The sequence below is a fragment of the Pseudomonas sp. CC120222-01a genome (assembly GCF_003097235.1).
GTDB lineage: Bacteria > Pseudomonadota > Gammaproteobacteria > Pseudomonadales > Pseudomonadaceae > Aquipseudomonas.
Map to the genome: position 1 here is coordinate 129790 of NZ_QEQQ01000001.1, position 19134 is coordinate 148923.

The following is a 19134-nucleotide window of genomic DNA, read 5'->3' on the forward strand; positions in this document are numbered from 1 at the left end:
CCGATATCGTCTGATTCGGCTGTCCATGTAGGACACAACCAACCGTGCGGAAAGGTTGCCGCCGCTCAATCGTCCAGTGGTTTGGGAGGCGCGGCAGGTTTGGCGGGTTTCGCCGGCTTGCTGTCCTTGGCCTTGGCCTTGGGCTCAGGCGCAGCTGCCGCCACGGGTTCAGGAGCAACCGCCGCTTTTTCACTCGCTGGAAGCTCATCGACGGCCTTGAAGATTACTTGCGGATCGATCTTCTCGTTGGACTCATCATCCTTGAGCACATGACGCTCGCCATCCAGGCCTACCAGAATCACCTTGGTGCCCTTGCTGGCGCCCAGCTTGAGTTCGCGAATCAGGGCCATCGTGGTCTGTTGTTCGAGATTCTTGTCCTCACGCTTGCCCATCATCTGGGCAACGCTGAACAGCACCAGGTTGCGCTCCTTGAAACCCGCCTGGGTAGCAGGGTCCTTGAGTGCCTCGTTCAAACCGCGCAGGGTGGGGTCGGCACTGCTCGGCGCGATGACGACCAATGGCCTGGCCTTGCCCAGTTCCTTGGCCAGCGGCGCATCACTGTCGGCAGCGAACAACGGGCCGGCAACAGCGAGCAAGGTGGCGAGGGTCAGTGACCGGACGAGCATGCATATCTCCTTATTCTCTCGATAAACCAAAGACTACAGATCATGGAGAAAGATCCGACGTGCGAGCCTAAACCAACTGGACTGCCAGAGGGCTTACGCAAAAGTAACTTGGCGTGTCGCGACAAGGGCGCCTGACACGCCGAAAAATGCCAGTGCCCGAACTTGAGCATAGTCCATTGAGACATCCACGCCCATGACGGCCAACGGGGCAGGCGCTGGTCGGGATGACGCGATCAGCGAACGTAAATGACCTCCTGTTCACTGTTCGCATCCAGAGCCTCAAGTGTCAGCGTATGCATCAGGTCGCGCTCGGCTAGCCGCTGCTCGCTGGCGAGCGTGTTGATTTGCGCTACGCGTTGCGCCTCTGGTGTAGTGCTGTCAGCCTGCATAATTTCGAGGCGCTCGTGAAACGGTGCATTGAGGGCATCGAAACGTGCCGGGTAGGCGTTACGCAAATGGCTTTGCCAGAACGCTCGTTCGATCAGCGCGGCGGCCAGTTGCTCACCGGTTTCATGCCGCAGTACCAGGTTGCGTGCACGTGCTATTCGCCTTGCATCAACACCCGCGACGGGCCGGAACGACATGCCCTGGGTCTGTAAGGGAAGGTCCAGCGCTTCGCGCAAAGCAACGCGATAGGCCAGGACCACTTCAATCTGGTCCGGGTCGCTGCCACCGAACTGACGCTCCTGAATATCCCGCAAGGCAATCCGGTCAAGCTCTTCAAGCCGCCACAGCCGCCGCCCCAACCGCAGCAGTACCCGCTCGTCACCACCGGTGGTGGCCTGCGCCTGGGCACGCCAGACCAACAGCCGCAGTTCTAGATCGCTGAAACGCAGGGCGACGCTGTCCTGGCAGGTCAATTGCGCCGCATTGCTGAACAGCTCCTGGCACAGCTCGGCCGACTGGGTCATGGCACGCATCATCTCCAGCACTCGGCTGGCCAGGAAGCGCGCGCCGGTCGCATGCTGAAAGTCGGCCGTTTCCATCAGGCGCTCGATCAAGGTGAAGAATTCGAGCGCATTCGGCAATGCTTCCAGCGCTCGCCAATACCTGTCCAGCTCGGTGCGCAGCTGCGCGCCGCCGGCATCCATCCAACGTAGCCGGGCAGACACCGGTGCCGCTTCTTCATCCTCAGGCACCTCGGCCACTGCCTGCAAAGCATGACGAAGACGCAAGGACTCTGACTCTGAAAGCGGATTACCGCTCAACTGCACATTGCCTTCGATCCACAACCGACTTTGGTAAAAACCCTCAGGCATGCTTGTGAGCAGGTTGTCACGTAGGTCGACAGTCATCAGCAAAGGACTCTCCATCAACCCATAGGGCAACTCGCGCAGGCCGGTGCCGGCCAGGTACAGTTCGCGCAGCCGGGGTAACCCGGTCAGCGAGAATGCCCGCCCCAGCGGGTTGTGCGAAAGGTTCACCTGCGTCAGGTACGGGCAACTGGCGAGTATCGTCGCCTGGCCAGGGTCCAGGCTGACACGGTTTGCGCGCAGGTCCAGTGACTGCAGGTCGGGCATGCCCAGCAGCGCCTGCGGAACGCGCTCCAGGCGGTTATAGGGCATTTCAACCGCGCGGACATTGGGGAAGGCACGCAGGAAGCTTTCGGGCAAGCGCTCGATTTGCATGTTGCGCAAGGTCAAGACGCGAACGTGATCGAAGACGATCGGCTCGGGGAACTCGGGAAGACTACGAGAGCTGGCAATCTCCCAACGGTACACCGTGTTGGTGCCTTCAGCCTGCATGCCCTCATCGTAAGCACGTTGCCAACAGCCGCGCAGCGCCCTTCTCAGCCTGCGCCGGTCCTCCCGTTCCCGGCGACTGGCCGCTTCGTGCACCCACCTGCGCAACTGCCTGTTGAGCGCCTCGAACTCTCGTTCGAACTGCTGCAGCGTGCGCTCCAGGCCGATTGCAGAAGCACGTGCCTGCTCGATCCAGGCGAAGACCTCCTCATCGGTAAAGGCCGGGTAAAGGTAGCGTACACGCCGCAGGAAAGGCCCAGGCCGGTAGCTGGAAGACGAAGAACCCGGGGTGCGACCGCTCAACGGATAACCTATCCGGCCATCGTCCAGCCGCCACGGCAGGCGCAGGCCACCTGCACGCACAGGGTTCAACAACTGCTCGACTTCCTCACGCCTTGCTTGCGCCAGCCGGGTGACCATCACCCGAAGGTTATGTGCAAAGGGCTCGCCAATCTGCAGGGCGCCGCGTTGATCGCCGGTATAGGCGCCTGTCATGACCTCGAACAGCTCGCCCGCCTCGCCGACAGCATCGCCCTGGGCATCGGTGCGCTGGAAGGTGCCGTTGCGGTGAACCAGCCCGCAGGCATGTGCCCCCTCCTCTGAGGTGGCCAGGGCCCGCGCGCCAGCATCACCCTCGAACAGGCTCCAACGCACGCCCTGCCCAGCGCCAGGCAGATGCTTGAGCATGCCGAGCGTAACCCGGGCCAGGTCGAGGTTTTGTGGCGTGTCCCATAGCAAGGACTCGAACACCCGTACCATGCGAACCGGCACGAGCATACGCCTGGCGGCCTCGGCGAGGCCCAACGGTACTCGGTCGCTGGCAAGCAGACGCATGCGGTCTGCGCTGCTGGCCTGAGCGAGCAGCGCCCGTGCGGCATACCCATGCAGGCTGGGGAACTGGCGCTGCAATGCTTGCACTTCACGGTCACTGTGAAAACCTTCAGCGGCATAGAGCCGCTGAAACAGAATCCGTCGCTGTTTCCAGACCAACTCGGCCAAGTCCTGGTCACTGAGCCCCTGGCTTCCTTCCAGGTTGCGCGCCTGCTCAAGCGCGGCCCTGTCATCCTCTGGCGCCAGCCCCGAGCGCAACCGCTTGACCAACCGGCGAATACGCTGATCGAGCAATACCCGCTGAACACTATCGAGCAGTTGAGGCTCAGGTGCCTGCCCCAGCACGTGAAGGGCGCGCAAGTGTCCCTCCTCCAGGCTGTGTATCGCCAGCACCTCTGCGATCTGCTCGTCGTCGAGCCTGGCCATCTGGCCACCCAGCCGCCTGAACAGATAGCCACGGCCTTGCCACTGCATCGGTTGCTCGCTCCACAAGCGCCATGCACCTGCGCCGTTGTGCAGCAGCAACGGACCGTGGCCATCACGCGGCAGTAGTTGCCAGTGCCCATCGGTTGCTCGCTGTACAGCCCGATAATGGTGGCCGTCCATGGCAATCCAGGCCTGCCCGCCGTGGCGCCAGACCCCTTGTTCATCGCTGGTCGCCGCAACCGGCAACTCGCTGCGAAACGCCGACAGGTCGGCGTTCCACAACCGTTGCGTTCCGTCTTCCAGGCGTGCCTGCGACAGGCCATCGACCAGCGCCGAGCGCGTCCACACACGCTGCGCCGCGTTGCCAGCCGCCGCCGTGGCGGCTACCAGCGCGACCTCGATGAGCACCTGGGTCACATGTTCCAGTGCTTCGCGGGTCTCGCCCTCACGCCAGGACTCAACTGCCTCGAATACCTCGCCCAGCCAGCGCCAGGCGACCATGGCCAGCAGCGCCAGCCCTAATACAGGGACGTACAGGCTGGCTGCACTCAGCAGTGTTACGCCCAGATTGGCCAGGTACTGGTCATGGGCCGCCTGGAGCTCGCGGTCCAGCTTCGCTACGGGTGTGGCAACCAGTGCCGCATCGTCTTTGATCTGAGCCGTGCGCATGGCAGCGAAGTCCTTGAACAGATAGCCGCCGACCGAATGCATGCGCTCCTGCAGATCGATGTTGGCCCAGACCGGCAGGTCGGCGTAGCCAGCGATGACCTGGGAGAAAAACGACTGGCTATCGCGACGGCGCACGAAGCGCGCAAAGAAATCTCGGTAGTCGCCATTGCGCAGCCGTTGCCCGAGGATGCTTCGGGCGAACCGATGCAGATCATCATGCGCGCTCCACGGGCCATGGGGATCACCCGGTATGTACACCAGCACGCGTTGGCTCGAGGTGTAGATCGGGGCGAAGGTCTCATCGCGCACATCCAGCACGACAATCTGCTGCAATGGGCAGCCCAGGACCTCCAGGCGCTTGCCAACGACACGCGAGTCATTCAGTTGAGGCAACCAGCCTTTTCGCCACAAACCGATCACCAATTCCAGTTCGGCTTCGCTCAGCACGCTGTCGTGGCGTGCCTTGAAAGCATCGAGCAACAAGGTATGGCGCATGTTCTCGGCAAGCAGCGCCTGGGCTTCAGCAGTCCCGAGCCGGGCCTGCAGATGCGCCTGGTAACGCTCCCCCAGGTCCAGTTCACGTACCAGGGCAGCGAATCGCGTCGCACTGAGCAGGTCAAGCCGGGCGCCAGCGTTATCGAAGATACCGTTGCCAGGGGCTTGTCCTCGCGCCTGGGTCTCGTCCTGGGTGAAATTCCTCAGTGCCGCTTCGAGCAACGGAATCTGGTAGTAGACTTTTTCACTCAAGGGCACCCGGATGGGGGCATAGGTGCTCAGTGGGCGTTCAAAGGCGGCGCGAAACCACAGCTGGCCCAGTTCCTGTGCGATGTTGCAACGCTCCCGCAGCGCCTTTTGCAGAATAGGCGCAGTGAACTGCTCTACCCCTTCGATGCGTCGCAGCAACGCAGCGAGGCGGTAACGGCAGTCCAGGCTGCCGTTGAGTGCCTCTCGCAGCACCGCTGCATGCCCGGCACTGGCGGCAAGCATCCAGCCTGGCAGGCGTGCGGCGATGATCCTGTCCTGCTCAGCCTGCTCCAGGCGATCATGTGTGTGTTCGGATGTGCCCATGGTGAATAGCCCCGAGTGGTGAAACCTCGAGGCTATCGCCGGGCGCCGCCCTGCGGCGCCTATGTGGCTACCACCTATGCCCCGGCCCTGGCGCGCCGTTTCAATGCCATGGCAAGACCGGCACCAGCAACACGGCCATCAGATGCCTGTCCACCGCCTCACGGGTGAGCTGCCTGTACACGTTGATCTCTCGCTGGCGCACACGGTCCTGCAGGCGATTGATTGCAGCAGGTGACGCATTGCCTTCGACCAGCGCCTCCAGCTCATCATGCAGCGCCTGCGGAACCTCGAGCCGTCCGGGATACATGCCGGCCAGGTATTCCCTCCAGAAGCGTGTGGTCGACAGATAATCCACCAGCACATCCCGGGACTGCACAGCCCTGACAGCACGCACAGCCGCATGCCGGTCCACCGCCGACAGGTTGGCCACACCAGGGTTGAGCATCTCGTCATGCTCGATGGGCAGATCGAGTTCATCAACCAGGCTCAGGCGATACGACAGCGCGAATTCCAGCGACTCGTCAGGCCGGCCCATGCGTATCGCATGCCAGCCACCTACATCGTCGAGCATTTCCAGGCGCCAGCACTGAGCCCCCAGATGCAACAGCACCCGCTCCTGGTCACCGAGGACGTCGTTGTGCAACGCTTTCCACTGGTTGACACGTACCTCAAGGTCACTGAACCGCAGCGTGGCATTATCCTGGCAGTGCTCAGTCAGCGCGTGCCCATAGAGCTCGGTTTGCAATGCCGGCCGCTCAGCCATGTATTCCAGCATGCGCAGCACACGCAAGGCCAGGTAGCGCGACAAGAACTCACTCTGGAAATCCGCCGAGGTGGTCAGCCGTTCCAGCAAGTGGAAGAAATCTTTCGAGGCGCTGTCGCCGTAGAGCCTGCCCCAAGTGTTGGCCATGCGGTCACGCTGATCTGTCGCCACCAGATCGATCCAGCGTTGCTTGACCGGCACCTGGTCATTCACGGCTTCCCCCCAGACATCCTGCGCGTCCAGCAACGGATTATCGCTGAGCCTGACCCGCCCGGAGCGCCACAGCCTCGACCGATAAAATGCAAATGGCAGCGTCCGGATATGGTTATCACCCACATCCAGCGTATGCAGGTTGCTGGATTCCATTACGCCTGCCGGCATTTGCGTCAGCTGCGTGTTGCGCAGCATCAAGGCATTGAGGCCGGGCATCCCGGTTATGGAAAACGCGCGTTGCAAGGGGTTATGCGAGAGGTTCAGGTAGACCAGCTGCCTGCAGCCGACGAGCAAGTCGACATCCTCGGCCTCCAGGTGAATCTGGTTGCCGGACACATCGAGGATGTTCAGCCGCGCGGCCAGTGCCGGGGTCAACGGCAGGCTGCGCAAGCGACAATTGGTAATACTCAGTGACCTCAACCCATCGAATGCGCGCAAGAACGCCTCTGGCGCACGGCGTATCTGCAACGAGCGCAGGGCGATATCCGCTACATGGGAGAAACTGACGCCTGCTGGAATGGGCGGCAGTTCATCCAGATCACTGCCATAACTGCTGAGTAGATAGCCTCGAGCTTCTTCAAGCGTCAGGGTTTGTTGTGGCACCAGGTAGCGCCAGCAATCGATCAGTCCCCTTGCAAACTGGCGGCGGGCGGGCCAGAACCAGAGCTTGATGGTCGCGGTCTGCCAACTGGCCAGGCGTTTGCGCAAGGCCTTGAGTTGCCCCTTGAGGGCGAGCAGTTCACTGGCAGGATCACGCTGGAGCACACGCAGGTGCGCCAGCCATTGTTCGACCTGCTCATCATCGAAGCCTGGGTACAGGTCCCGTAGCTGCGCAGCGAGATTCCTTGCCCCGACCCGGCCCGCAAGCGCGCGTTGCCGCCAGCCACTCAAGGGATAACCGATCCGGCCATTGAGCAGCCGCTGTGGCGCCAGAAAGGTATCGCCCGGGCTGGCAATATCCAGCAACTCGCCGATCAACTCACGTCGCTGAGCGACACGCCGTGCCATATAGGCGCGCAGATGCAGCGCGAACGGCTTGCCAGTGATGAGTGCGTCTTGTTGCACCGTGCTATAACCGCCAGCCAGCTGCTGGAACAACTCACCCGGCTCGCCCAGCGTATTGCCCTGCTCATCGCTGCATTGGAATTGGCCTGCCAGAAAACGAATACGCCGGCTCTCTCCCGTACCCCTACTGTTCCACAACGGTTCTGCCACGTCGCCATCGAACAGTTGCCATCGTGGGCCATTGGTGGCCCCGGGCATGTGTTCAAGCAATTTCAGCACGACACGGGCCAGGTCGAGATTCTGCGGGGTATCGAACAGCAATGCTTCGTACACCCGAATACAACGGATGCGCTTGACCATGGACGCTGCGGCGACGTTCAGCCCTGCGCTGTCGACCGTATTCAGCAGGGCTTCGGCCGCCAGGCGATGAAGGCTGGCAAAGTCTCGCTGCAATACGTGCGTGGTGGTCGTCACGGGGTACTGCTCATAGTAAAGCTGCTGGAACAATGATCGCCGACGACGCCAGACCCGCTCGGCCAGCTGGGCGTCCGTCAGGGCCTGCGTGCCTGCCCACTGACGGACCTTGGCCAGCAGTGCCGAATCCTCCGGTTCTGTGCCTGAGCGCAGGTGTGTGACCAGCGCCAGGATGCGGTTCAGCACCTCTACCCGGCTTACGGTATCAATCAGGCAGGCATCCGGCGCCTGGCCACAGATGTGCAAGCCGCGCAGATGGCTGGCATCCAGGCCATGGATGACAAGTACCTGGTCGACCTGCTCATCCTCAAGCGCGCGGAACCCGCCACCCAGGCGACGAAACAGGGCGCGCGGCGCTTCCCACTCGATCGGTTGCTCGCACCAGACCCGCCAGGCACCGGCACCGTTATGCCGAAGCTGTGGGCCATGCCCCTGCTTCGGCACAATCTGCCACTGCTCGTCGGCCTGCTGCACCACCTCATAGAAGTGGCCCTCCATGTTCACCCAGCAACGCCCCTGCAAACGGTAAATGCCTTCGGCATCGGCCAGTGCCTGAACGGGTGGCGCCGCGCTGCGAAAGGGGGTGAGGTCGAACCGCCAGAGCTTCTCGCTGCCGTCTTCCAAGCGAGCGGTCGCCAGCTCATCAACCTGGTGCCATTCACGCGCCACCGCCGCTGCCCCCACTGCGGTGATGCCGACCGTGACCACGCTTTCGGCAACCCTCAGCAGATGGTCGAGCGCCGCATCGATGTCGCCTTCACGCCAGTCCTCCACGGCATGGAAGACGTCCTTGAGCATGTCCCAGACCATGACGCCGCCGAGGATGAGCCCGAGGCCGGGCACGAACAGGCCCGCCACGTTAGCGATGGCCCATGCCGCAGACACCAGGCGATCATGCCTGGCCTGGTGGACCGCGCTGTCGATGTCCCTGACCGGTACGGCAATGACTGCTGCATCATCCTTGATCTGGTCTACCCGCGCCTGGGCCAGGTGATCGAACAGCGGCAGGTGGTAGGCCGCCATGTGCTGATCCATGTCGCGGGAGGTCCATGCGGCGACATCCGTCAGCTCACTGGCCACCCTGGCAAAGAACGCGTCGCTGTCACGGCGACGGATGAAGCGTGCGAAGAAGCGCTGGTAGGGCTCATTACCCAGGCGCTTGCCCAGCGTCCGTCGAATGAAGGTGTCGAGATCGGCTGCCGCGTTCCAGGCGCTGACTGGGTCACCGGGGATGTAAACCAGCACACGCTGGCTGGACAGGAAGCCAAACGTGGTAGTGATCTGGTCGAGCACGACCACCTGTTCGACCTTGCAACCATAAATGCTCAGTTGCTTGGCAATCACTGGCTTGCCGCCAAGCATGCCTGGCCTGGCGTCGCGGCACAGGTCAAGGATCAAGACCAGCTCTTGCGCCGTCAGGATTCCTTCCGTCCTGGCCTTGCAGGCCTCAAGCAGCATCGAGGCGACTTGCAGGGCCTTGCAGGAAGACTTGAATCCGGAGGCTGCCGTGACCGGGCTGTCCAGGATCGAGTCAAGATGCGCCTGATAACGCCTGCCCAGGTCCAACTGCCGACAGCGCTTGGCGAAGGCCGAGGCCGACAGCGAGGTGACTGTGCTGCCGTCGCTCTGCACCAGGCAATTATCACGAGGCATAGCGCCGACCCTGGATTCGTCCTCGGTGAAATTGGCCAGTGCCGCATCGAGCAAAGGGATGTCGTAGCTGTTCTTGTCTTGTTGCGGTGTACGCCCGCTGGCCCACACAGGCTTCGGCGAAACGGTGAAGTAGAAATGTCGATAGAACAGCGTGTCCACGTCTTGCGAACCGTTGAGCGCACGCTGCAGGAGCGGCCTGCAAAATTGATGAATGTGCTCGATCCGCCCTATCTCGTGGCGAAGACGCTGGCGACTGACATAGCTGGTTCTTAACGCCTCGAACACTTTCACCAGTTGCTCGGCCGTCAATGGTCGATCCACGGCCGGCTCGGACAGCCGCAACTTGCGGATCCAGGCGGGTAAGCGGCGGACGATCATGTCATCCTGAAACGCTTGCTCGACCGCCACCTGGGCATCGTGCTTTTGAACCGGGTTTGCGCGGGGTTGCATGATGCACCTCCTGAGTCGGGAAGTGCGAAGCTAATGTCCGGTATCGCGCAGCAAGGGCTAGATAACTACCCCGGGATCAGAAAAGCAGCAGCTGACGGTCGGTCAGGGCACTGAAATCATCGCCGACGAAGGGCAGGATGGCATCCGCCACAGGCTGCAGCTGGCGGCTCAGATAATGCTCGTAATCGACAGGCGCCTGCAGGTTCTCCAGCGGCTCGGGGCCGGCAGTGGTGATCAGGTAGCTGATCCAGCCACCGCGCTGGTATTGCCGCGGGCGGCCGACCCGAACGTTGAACTCATCTGCCAGCCGCGCGGCCCGTACGTGCGGTGGCACATTGCGCTGGTAGTCGGCCAGCGGCCTGCGCAGGCGCTTGCGATAGACCAGCAGCTCATCCAGTTCACCGGCGAGGGTCTGACGCACGTACTCCCGCAGATAGTCGCGATAAGGCTGGCCACGGAAAATCCGCCCGTACAGTTCCTGCTGGAAGCGGCGGGCCAGTGGCGACCAGTCGGTGCGTACCGACTCCAGGCCCTTGTACACCATCTCTTCGCTGCCATCGACACGCTGCACCAGGCCGGCGTAACGCTTTTTGCTGCCTTCGTCCGTACCGCGGATGGTGGGCATCAGAAAGCGCCGGTAATGCACCTCGAACTGCAATTCCAACGCGCTTTCAAGATTCAGGGTGGTGCGCAGGTGCTCGCGCCACCATTGGTTGACCTGGGCCACCAGATCGCGCCCGATCCGCGCCGCAGCCTCCTCGGCGTGCGCGCCTTTGAGCCAGACGAAGGTGGAGTCGGTATCGCCATAGATGACGTCGAAGCCCCGTGCTTCGATCAGAGCGCGGGTCTGGCGCATGATCTGGTGGCCGCGCACCGTGATCGACGACGCCAGACGCGGGTCGAAGAAGCGGCAGCCACTGGAGCCCAGCACGCCGTAGAAGGCGTTCATGATGATCTTGAGGGCCTGCGACAACGGCGCGTTGCCCTCGCGCTTGGCCGCCTCCCTGCCTTGCCACACACGCTCGACGATGGCGGGCAGGCAATGCTGGGTGCGCGAGAAGCGCCCGCCGCGAAAGCCTTCCACCGAATGCTCGTCATCGGGCAGGCGCAAGCCTTCTACCAGGCCCACCGGGTCGATCAGGAAGGTGCGGATAATCGACGGGTACAGGCTCTTGTAATCCAGCACCAGCACCGAGTCGTACAGCCCCGGGCGTGAATCCATGACAAAGCCACCGGGGCTGGCCTCGTCCGGACGACTGCCAAGGCTCGGCGCGACAAAACCCATACGATGCATGTGCGGGATATACAGGTGGCAGAATGCGGCAACCGAACCGCCGCTGCGGTCCACCGCCAGGCCGGTGACCGACGAACGCTCCAACAGAAAGTCGAGCAGCCGGGTGTGAGCGAAAATGCGGGTGACCAGCTCACAGTCCTTCAGGTTGTAACGGGCGAGTGCGGGCTTGTCCTCGGCGAAACGGCGGTTGATCTCGTCCATGCGCTGGTAAGGGGTGTCGATGGCTTTGCCCTCGCCGAGCAGGGTCTGGGCAACGCTTTCCAGGCTGAACGAAGGGAAGCTCCAGGTCGCCGAACGCAGCGACTCGATGCCGTCGATCAGCAGGCGCCCTGGAGCATCGGCGAATACATGGCCACCGCCGGCATGGCTGCGCAAGGTCATTGGCGCGCCGTTGCGCCCCAGCGCCAGTGGCACTTGCAGCAGCTTGGCGTGTTCATGCAGCAGGCGCAGGTCGAACTGGATCAAGTTCCAACCGATGATCGCATCCGGGTCATGCTCGGCCATCCACTGGTTGAGGCAGGTCAGCAGCTCGGCGCGGTCAGCGCAATAGCGCAAGTCGAAATCCACGCCAGTGGCATCGCCATTGGCCGGCCCGAGCATGTACACCTGGCGCTGGCCGCAGCCTTCCAGGGCGATGCTGTACAGCTCTCCGCGCTCGCTGGTCTCGATGTCCAGCGAGGCCAGGCGCAAGGTCGGGCGATAGCCTGGCAGCGGCTTGAGCTGGGCCTCACAGTACACCCCCTGCTCGTCCCGCTGGCCGGTGAACTGCACCGGCGCGGTGATGAAACGCTCCATCAGGTAGCGCTCAGGCGGGCGGATATCGGCCTCGAAGACGTCGATGCCAGCCGTGCGCAGGCGTTGCTCCAGCTGCATCAGCTGGCGGTGCTGACGGGTGTAGAGGCCAAGCATCGGGCGCTGGTCGAAGTCCTTCAAGCGCAATGGCTTGAGATGTGCGCCCTGCTCCTTGGCCAGCAATACCCGGGCGTGCTCGGCCTGCGCCTGCGGGATGAAGGCAACCGATTCCTGCGGCGCCAGACGCAACAACCGTGGCCCGGCATCAGTGGCCAGCCAGAACTCCACGCAGGTGCCATCGGGCGTGTCATGCCAATGCCGAGTCAGGACAAAGCCCTGCTGCAACTCCACCGCGTCGACCTCTGTTGAAAACGACGATTCTACGCGATTACGCCCCCGCCACGTAGCCACGCTCAGCCGTACAGGTAGTTGATGTCCTTGTAGCTGAGCGGCGGCACCTGGCCGAGCAGGAAGTCGCGCAGCTTGTGCATCTGTCGTGCCTTGGGGCTGCTCTTGAGCCAGGTCATGTAGTACCCGTCACCGGTCGATACCGCATGCTTGAACGGCGTCACCAGGCGCCCGGCCGCGAGGTCGGCACTGGCCAGCACCAGATCGACCACCGAAATCCCCAGGCCCTGCTGTGCGGCCGAAATGCCCTGGTCGAGGGTGTCGAACACCTGGCCCTGGTCGATGCTGATGTCCAGCGCATCCATGCGCGCCAGCCAGCGTCGCCAGTCGCGGCGGTCCGGTGATGGGTGGAGGAACTCACACTGGCGCAGGTCGGCCAGTTCGGGTTGCACCTGTGCCATGTAGTCAGGGTGGCACACCGGGATCAGCCATTCATCGAACAGCTTGACGCTCTCGACATCGGCCGGGAAACGGCCGTTGGCCAGGAGGATGGCGCAGTCATAGGGCTCGGAGTAGAAGTCCACCGAGTCAATGTCCATCCACACGCTCGACAGCTGCACGCTGCAGTTGTCTTCGAGCTTCTTGAAACCGTCCAACGCCCGCAGCAGCCAGCGCACGGTCAGTGTCGAGGGGGCTTTCAGACGCAGCCCGTAGCGGTCTTGGCGCAGCAATGCACAGGCGTTTTCGATGATCTTGAAGCCGACTTTCAGCTCTTGGGCCAGCACCCGGCCATGCTCGGTGAGGCTCAGCTTGGGGCCGCGTCGCTCGAAGAGGTCGCAACCGAACATGGATTCGAGCGTCTTGATGTGATGGCTGACCGCCCCTTGGGTAAGGGCCAGCTCTTCAGCAGCCCGGGTAAACGAGCCGTAGCGCGAGGCCACCTCGAACGCACGCAGGGCGTGCAACGCTTGAATCCGTTCCGACATGATGCCCTCGAAGCATGAGTGAGACTAATAGTAGGTCATAGTTCCACGCGTTTTACAACGTGAAGATCGTCTCAGAAAATGCAGGTAAATAACAAAGATAAGTATCCAACCTGCCTGCATGTGAGTGGAACTCTCTCTTAAATTAAATCTCCTGGGGAAATCATGTTTACGGTTTATGGAAACTGCTATCGCCTGGATGCGCTAGAGCTGGCCGATGAACATGTACGGAACAATCAGCACTGGACGCACCAAACCTTAGAACATTTTCGCAGTGTACTCGCCAACCCCGACTTTCCGTGCCTGTTCGGGCGCAAGGCGGTAGCCGGCGCATCCTGCCACATCCTCTTCGCCCGCGCCGAACAACTGGCCGATGATATCGCCCAGGGCCTGGCCGAATATGTACGCACCATAGCCCCTGTGCCGATCAAGCAACGTATCGGCAGCCCGCTGGTGGTGTTTCTGCAAACAGCCGCCGACAGCACCCTGGCCGAGCAACAGGCGCTGGCCTGGAAAGTACTGCGCGGGGTTCATGCCCGTGACCCGCACCCGTGGCCGCAAGCGGTTCCCACCGACCCGGACGACAACGCCTGGTCGTTCTGCTACGCCGGCATGCCGCTGTTCATCAACATGAATTTCCCCGGCCACCAGCAAATGAAAAGCCGCAACCTCGGCCCGCACATCACCTTCGTCATCAACCCACGGGAGAACTTCGACGAAGTGGCCAACGCCAGCACCGAAAGCGGGCAACGCATTCGTGCCCGCATTCGTGATCGCGTGCGCCACTACAACGACGGGGTCATGCCCGAAACCCTGGGCTTCTTTGGCCAGGAAGACAACTTCGAATGGAAGCAGTACCAACTGCAGGAAGCAGGCTCGCTCAATCCGTCGCGCTGCCCCTTTCATGCCCACGCCCACGCGACACCCGACATTCTGATCGAGAACTGACCGTGAATACCGCACTGACACTGACTTACGCACTCACCGTGCTGCTATTGATCGCCACCCCCGGCCCGGTGGTGGCGCTGATCGTCAACACCGCTGCCGCCTCCGGCTCGCGCAAGGCCATGTTCACCGCCGTCGGCACCAACTGGGCGTCACTGGTGCTGATTGGCGCCGCCGCCTGGGTCATCCTCACCAGCGCGGCCATCGACAAGGCATGGCTCAGCGGCATGAGCCTGCTGGGCTGCCTGTTCATCGGCTACATCGCCGTGAGCACCTTGCGCGAGTGCCTGCAGGCGCCTGTCGCCGACGAGGCCGAACTGCAGCCGGCCAAGCCCGGCCGCGGGGGTTTGTGGCAAGGCTTCATGGTGGGCATATCCAACCCGAAGGACATCATCTTCTTCATCGCCTTCTTCCCGCAGTTCATCCAGATCACCGAATCGTTCGGCAAGAGCATGGTGGTGCTGTCGCTGCTGTGGGTACTGATCGATTTCGCCGTGCTCAGCCTGTACATCTTCGCCATCGGCAAGATCACCTCGCAGCGCAGCAATCGCCTGATTTCCCTGGCCTCGGGGGTCGTCCTGCTGCTGATCGCCGTCGGTGGCCTGGCCTATAACCTCAAGGAACTGGCGGGCTGAAGCCCTGCACCGCCGCACGCCAGCCGAGAAGGAGCGCCCATGACACGGTCCGTAACCGCCACGCACGCCCTGGGCCTCGCTTCGTCACTGCATCACGACTACCAGCGTTTTCTGCTGCTGGGCAACCGCCGCGCACCGCACACCCTGCATGTGCATGAAAGCGGATACCGCTCCGGTACCATCAACACCGATGCCTTTGGCCTGCGCTACAGCCACTGCGCCGGCAAGCGCTTCTCGGCCGCCGAACGCGGCAGTGCACCCCGCATCAACCTGCTGGTCGGCGGTTCGACCGCCCTGGGGATCGGCGCCAGCTCCGATGAACATACGGTGGCCTCGCACCTGTCGATGCTGACCGGTGAGGTATGGCTGACCCTTGCCGGCTGCGGGCTCAATGCCAGCCAGGAACTGCTGCTGTTCCTGACCCACCAGCACCGCCTGGGCGAAGTGGGCCATGTGGTGCTGCTCAGCGGCCTCAACACCTTGGCCCATGAAGCCCTCGGCGAAGTCTTGGCCGGCCCGCACGACCCCCAACAGGCCAAGGCTCACCAGGCTTACCTGAACAGTTTCAACGAGGGCATGCCGCCTGTTGGCCCGGCTCGCCGCGAGTCGTTGTGGCAGCGCCTGGGTCAGGCACTGGCACCGCGGCGTCACGAACCTGTCCCCAACTGGTCGCTGTCCGCCCCGGAAGAACGCCTGGCCCGGGCGGCCGACAGCATCGGCCGCACCTTGCGCCAATGGGAGCGCCTGCTGGCTGACAGCCACGCCACCCTGACCTTCATCCTCCAGCCCCTGCTGCCCTGGTGCCGGGAAACCTTGCCGGCGGGTGAACAGGCGATGCTGGCCGCCCTCAAGCAACACCCGGGAAATTTCGATCGCCTGCTCGACGGTGCGTTCGACAGCCAGTTGCACATGGCGTTCTTCCGCCGCATCAAGAGCCAGGCAGACCCTGTGCCCTGCTACGACATGAACAGCATGCTCAGCAGCTCGCTGGTATTCGGTGCCGATCTGTTCGTCGACCGCCTGCATCTGAACGACCTGGGCAACAATGCCCTGGCCAAGGTGATCACTGCCAAACTGGGCCTGGCCCAGGAACGACACGCCCAACGCAAGGTCACACCGATCAAGCTGGTCTGACAGACTGACCGTCGGGGTTTCGGTTTCGGCCCGCGCTTGGCTAGAATAGCCCGTCGTTCCGATTCGCCCGAGGCGTACGCGCAGTTGTGATCACTCATCAAACCGCCCACCCTTACCTGGCTGCCTGCCACTCCCGCTGGTTGCACGGGGTACGCCTGTGAGCCGCGTAGCCCTGGCACCGGCACTGTTCATCGCACTGGCCCCGGTTGCCGCCAACGCGCTCGAAGTACGCATCGACCCGCATGCCGACCTGCTTTACCGCCAGGCGCTGCCGCTGCTGGAGCAGGCCGACAACCAGGACGACAGCAGCACCCTGCGCACCGCCATGGGCGTCGACCCGGAGCTCAACCGCCAGGGCCGGGCGATGGCACACACTCTGCCGACCGCCGTAGCCCTGTTGAAAAAGTCGGTGGAGCTTGGCCACCCGGTGGCGCAGTATCGCCTGGCGCTGTACTACACCACCTACCTGCCTGCCGCACAGATCGCCGATGCCGCCTGCCCGCTGCTGGAAGCCAGCCTCAAGCAAGGCTTCGCACCACCGGCAACAGCGATCGCCACCTGGTGCTCCCCCTACAACGCCAGCCCGTCCTACCGCGAAGCCCTCGAAGCGATCCCGAGCATGGCGACCCTGTACGCGCCGTACTACCCGCAGCCAGCCGCACGCCTGGCCTGCAGCCGCAGCCACCCGCAGGGGTTGCAGATGCAGTGGGGGCGCCAACGCGACTACCAGGCCGAAGTCTACCGACTGCTCAGTGACCTCGATCCGCAGCATCGCCAGGCACTGCTGCAGAGGGCCGTGGACATCAATGGCTGCGTGGCGGCGCAGCAACGGCTGACCAAGCGATAATTACCCGCAGCAAACAAGCAAGATCGTTCAAGCCACCCGCCCCACCGCTCTGTCATGCTGCCCTGCCAAGCAAAATGTGTCGCAGCCATCATGCCCAGCAGTCCCCCCATCGCCCGCCAAGCCTTCCTGCACGGCGCCATCGCCATCCTGCCGCTGTCCCTGGCCGTCGCCCCCTGGGGCTTGCTCGCCGGGTCCATGGCCATCGAGGCCAATCTCAGCGCCTGGCAAGGCCAGGGCCTGTCGGCGATCGTCTTCGCCGGAGCCGCGCAACTGGTTGCCATCGGCATGCTCAAGGGCGGCGCTAACCTGCTGTCGATCCTGCTCACGACCCTGCTGCTGACGTCCCAGCACCTGCTCTATGGCCTGTCCATGCGTCCGGTGCTGTCCAACCAGCCGTTGCGCTGGCGACTGGGCCTGGGTTTTCTGCTCACCGACGAATTCTTCGCCCTCACCAGCCACTACGACCAGCAGCAGTTCAACCGCTGGTACGCCCTGGGCGTGGGCCTGACCTTCTACGTCGCGTGGAACCTGTTCACCCTGGCCGGCATCGTGCTGGGCCAGAATATCCCGCACCTCGACCAGCTCGGCCTGGACTTTTCCATCGTCGCCACCTTCGTCGCGCTGATCGCGCCACTCGTGCGCAACCTGGCCACCGTGGTGTGCGTGGCGGTGTCGCTGTTCTGCTCGGTGCTGTTCAGCTACTGGCACTGGGAAACCGCCTTGGTCGCCGCCGGCCTTCTGGGCATGGCTGCCGGCTTCGTCTGCCAGAAATTCACCGGAGGCCGCCCATGATCTGGCTGCTGATCTTCGCCATGGGCGCCGTGGTATTCCTCAACCGCTACGCCTTCCTGGAACCGCGCCTGCCCTTGCGCCTGAGCTCGAACGCCCGGCAGTTCCTCGGCTTTGCCGTGCCCGGCATGCTCACGGCGATCTGTGGGCCGATCATCTTCCTGCCCGGCCACCAGCTCGACCTGAGCCCGCTCAACCCCTACCTGCTCGGCGCGCTGGTAGCCGTTGCGCTGGTACTGTTGACCCGCAGCGTATTGCTGAGCATGCTGGTGAGCATGTTGATCTTCTTCCTGCTGCGCAGCTGGCTGGCATGAGCACGCCCCTGCGCGAACAGACCCACCTTTGGCAGGCGCCTGCCCTCGGCGACGTCGAGATGCTGCACGCGCGTTACTTCCAGCAGCGCTTCGCCCCGCATGTGCATGAAGGCTATGTATTCACCGTGATCGAGTCGGGCGCGCAGCGCTTCTGGCACCGCGGCAGCGAGCACCTGGCGCCGGTCGGCAGCATGGTGCTGATCAACCCGGACGAACTGCACACCGGCGCCACCGCCCACGAAGCCGGCTGGCGCTACCGGGGTTTCTATCCGGAGCATGAACGGGTGACTGGCGTGCTGGACGAACTGGAACTGGGCCAGCACGGCATGCCCCGCTTCAAGGACAGCGTGATCCAGGACCCGGCCCTGGCCCGGGCCTTCAGCCAGTTGCATCAGTTGTCGGAAGCCGGCGCCAGCGCCCTGGAGCAACAGACCGCCTGGCGCCAGGCGGTGCTGGCACTGGTGCAGCGCCACGGCCACTGCCCCGAACCCACGGCCCCCGGCAACGAACCGCTGGCGGTAGCGCGTGCACGGGAGCTGCTGGAAAGCCAATTGGCGGACCCGCCGTCGCTGGAAGCCCTGGCCACTGCGGTCAATCTATCGCCGTTCCACTTTGCCCGGGTGTTTCGCCAGGCCACCGGCCTGCCGCCGCATGCCTGGCTGAAGCAGCGGCGCCTGGCGCGGGCACGGGAATTTCTGAAAAGCGGTCTGGCAGCCTCTGACGTGGCGTTCACTCTCGGTTTTGCCGACCAGAGCCATTTGAGCCGGCAGTTCAAGCAGGCCTTTGGCGTGACGCCGGGCGCCTATCGCAGCGCCTGCCTGCACAGCTAGCGCCTGCGACGCCAGGCCTCAGGCAAGCCGGCCAGCCACTGCTACACTGACAGAGCAGAACGGAGGATCTGTCATGTCCGAAAGAGAGCTCACCACCCTGATATCGCTGATGAACCAGCGCCAAGCCTGCCTGAGCAGTGCCTGCAAGGAAATTGCCGACTGGATCGACCGCCAGGGCGATGTGCCCGCTGCCGGCAAGATCCGCGCCAGCCTGAAAGCGCTGGAGGCCGATGAGGCCCAGGTCCGCAAGACGCTGACCTCGCTGACCCTCGACAGGCCGCTGCCACGCTTCCGTAGCTGAAG

Annotated in this window: 13 protein-coding genes; 8 read left to right on the top strand and 5 right to left on the bottom strand. The window is 63.2% G+C overall.

What is annotated here, in order from left to right; genetic code table 11:
• Window positions 1–65 precede the first annotated feature (65 nt).
• The 5 genes from N430_RS00690 to N430_RS00710 form a co-directional block, all read right to left on the bottom strand.
• Window positions 66–626 (bottom strand): DUF4174 domain-containing protein, encoded by a 561-nt coding sequence (locus N430_RS00690; protein ID WP_110632131.1) that lies wholly within the window; start codon window positions 624–626, stop codon window positions 66–68.
• 233 nt (window positions 627–859) lie between these two features.
• Window positions 860–5362, bottom strand: coding sequence for an NEL-type E3 ubiquitin ligase domain-containing protein (locus N430_RS00695; RefSeq protein ID WP_110632128.1), 4503 nt, complete (start codon window positions 5360–5362; stop codon window positions 860–862).
• 100 nt (window positions 5363–5462) lie between these two features.
• On the bottom strand, window positions 5463–9920 hold the full coding sequence (locus N430_RS00700) for an NEL-type E3 ubiquitin ligase domain-containing protein (RefSeq protein ID WP_110632125.1): 4458 nt from the start codon (window positions 9918–9920) through the stop codon (window positions 5463–5465).
• A gap of 76 nt (window positions 9921–9996) precedes the next feature.
• Window positions 9997–12357 carry a DNA polymerase II gene (locus tag N430_RS00705; RefSeq protein ID WP_110632122.1) on the bottom strand — a complete coding sequence of 787 codons (2361 nt, stop codon included), beginning with the start codon at window positions 12355–12357 and terminating at the stop codon, window positions 9997–9999.
• Between the two features lie 62 nt (window positions 12358–12419).
• Complete coding sequence (locus tag N430_RS00710; RefSeq protein ID WP_110632119.1) at window positions 12420–13340, bottom strand: LysR substrate-binding domain-containing protein; 921 nt, start codon at window positions 13338–13340, stop codon at window positions 12420–12422.
• A 162-nt stretch (window positions 13341–13502) separates the two neighbouring features.
• Between N430_RS00710 and N430_RS00715 the strand changes: the two genes are divergently transcribed.
• The 8 genes from N430_RS00715 to N430_RS00750 all read left to right on the top strand — a co-directional run bounded on the left by N430_RS00715 (window position 13503) and on the right by N430_RS00750 (window position 19132).
• Window positions 13503–14285 carry a YqcI/YcgG family protein gene (locus N430_RS00715; protein ID WP_110632116.1) on the top strand — a complete coding sequence of 261 codons (783 nt, stop codon included), beginning with the start codon at window positions 13503–13505 and terminating at the stop codon, window positions 14283–14285.
• A 2-nt stretch (window positions 14286–14287) separates the two neighbouring features.
• Window positions 14288–14917 carry a LysE family translocator gene (locus N430_RS00720; protein ID WP_110632113.1) on the top strand — a complete coding sequence of 210 codons (630 nt, stop codon included), beginning with the start codon at window positions 14288–14290 and terminating at the stop codon, window positions 14915–14917.
• Between the two features lie 39 nt (window positions 14918–14956).
• Window positions 14957–16051, top strand: a complete 1095-nt coding sequence (locus tag N430_RS00725; protein ID WP_110632110.1) for a hypothetical protein — start codon at window positions 14957–14959, stop codon at window positions 16049–16051.
• 157 nt (window positions 16052–16208) lie between these two features.
• Window positions 16209–16898 carry a sel1 repeat family protein gene (locus N430_RS00730; protein ID WP_110632106.1) on the top strand — a complete coding sequence of 230 codons (690 nt, stop codon included), beginning with the start codon at window positions 16209–16211 and terminating at the stop codon, window positions 16896–16898.
• 90 nt (window positions 16899–16988) lie between these two features.
• A complete protein-coding gene (locus N430_RS00735; protein ID WP_110632103.1) occupies window positions 16989–17690 on the top strand; it encodes an AzlC family ABC transporter permease in 702 nt (233 codons plus the stop codon).
• Window positions 17687–18001: an AzlD domain-containing protein gene (locus tag N430_RS00740; RefSeq protein ID WP_027919859.1), complete on the top strand. Its 315-nt coding sequence runs from the start codon at window positions 17687–17689 to the stop codon at window positions 17999–18001. The genes N430_RS00735 and N430_RS00740 overlap by 4 nt, the downstream gene beginning before the upstream one ends.
• On the top strand, window positions 17998–18831 hold the full coding sequence (locus tag N430_RS00745) for an AraC family transcriptional regulator (RefSeq protein ID WP_110632100.1): 834 nt from the start codon (window positions 17998–18000) through the stop codon (window positions 18829–18831). The genes N430_RS00740 and N430_RS00745 overlap by 4 nt, the downstream gene beginning before the upstream one ends.
• 73 nt (window positions 18832–18904) lie before the next feature.
• Window positions 18905–19132: a hypothetical protein gene (locus N430_RS00750; protein WP_027593874.1), complete on the top strand. Its 228-nt coding sequence runs from the start codon at window positions 18905–18907 to the stop codon at window positions 19130–19132.
• Window positions 19133–19134 lie beyond the last annotated feature (2 nt).

What these genes read in the sequence shown, in the direction of transcription:
- N430_RS00690 (WP_110632131.1), bottom strand. Translation starts at nt 626, where the DNA reads ATGCTCGTCCGGTCACTGACCCTCGCCACCTTGCTCGCTGTTGCCGGC.
- N430_RS00695 (WP_110632128.1), bottom strand. Translation starts at nt 5,362, where the DNA reads ATGGGCACATCCGAACACACACATGATCGCCTGGAGCAGGCTGAGCAG.
- N430_RS00700 (WP_110632125.1), bottom strand. Translation starts at nt 9,920, where the DNA reads ATGCAACCCCGCGCAAACCCGGTTCAAAAGCACGATGCCCAGGTGGCG.
- N430_RS00710 (WP_110632119.1), bottom strand. Translation starts at nt 13,340, where the DNA reads ATGTCGGAACGGATTCAAGCGTTGCACGCCCTGCGTGCGTTCGAGGTG.
- N430_RS00715 (WP_110632116.1), top strand. Translation starts at nt 13,503, where the DNA reads ATGTTTACGGTTTATGGAAACTGCTATCGCCTGGATGCGCTAGAGCTG.
- N430_RS00725 (WP_110632110.1), top strand. Translation starts at nt 14,957, where the DNA reads ATGACACGGTCCGTAACCGCCACGCACGCCCTGGGCCTCGCTTCGTCA.
- N430_RS00735 (WP_110632103.1), top strand. Translation starts at nt 16,989, where the DNA reads ATGCCCAGCAGTCCCCCCATCGCCCGCCAAGCCTTCCTGCACGGCGCC.
- N430_RS00740 (WP_027919859.1), top strand. Translation starts at nt 17,687, where the DNA reads ATGATCTGGCTGCTGATCTTCGCCATGGGCGCCGTGGTATTCCTCAAC.
- N430_RS00745 (WP_110632100.1), top strand. Translation starts at nt 17,998, where the DNA reads ATGAGCACGCCCCTGCGCGAACAGACCCACCTTTGGCAGGCGCCTGCC.
- N430_RS00750 (WP_027593874.1), top strand. Translation starts at nt 18,905, where the DNA reads ATGTCCGAAAGAGAGCTCACCACCCTGATATCGCTGATGAACCAGCGC.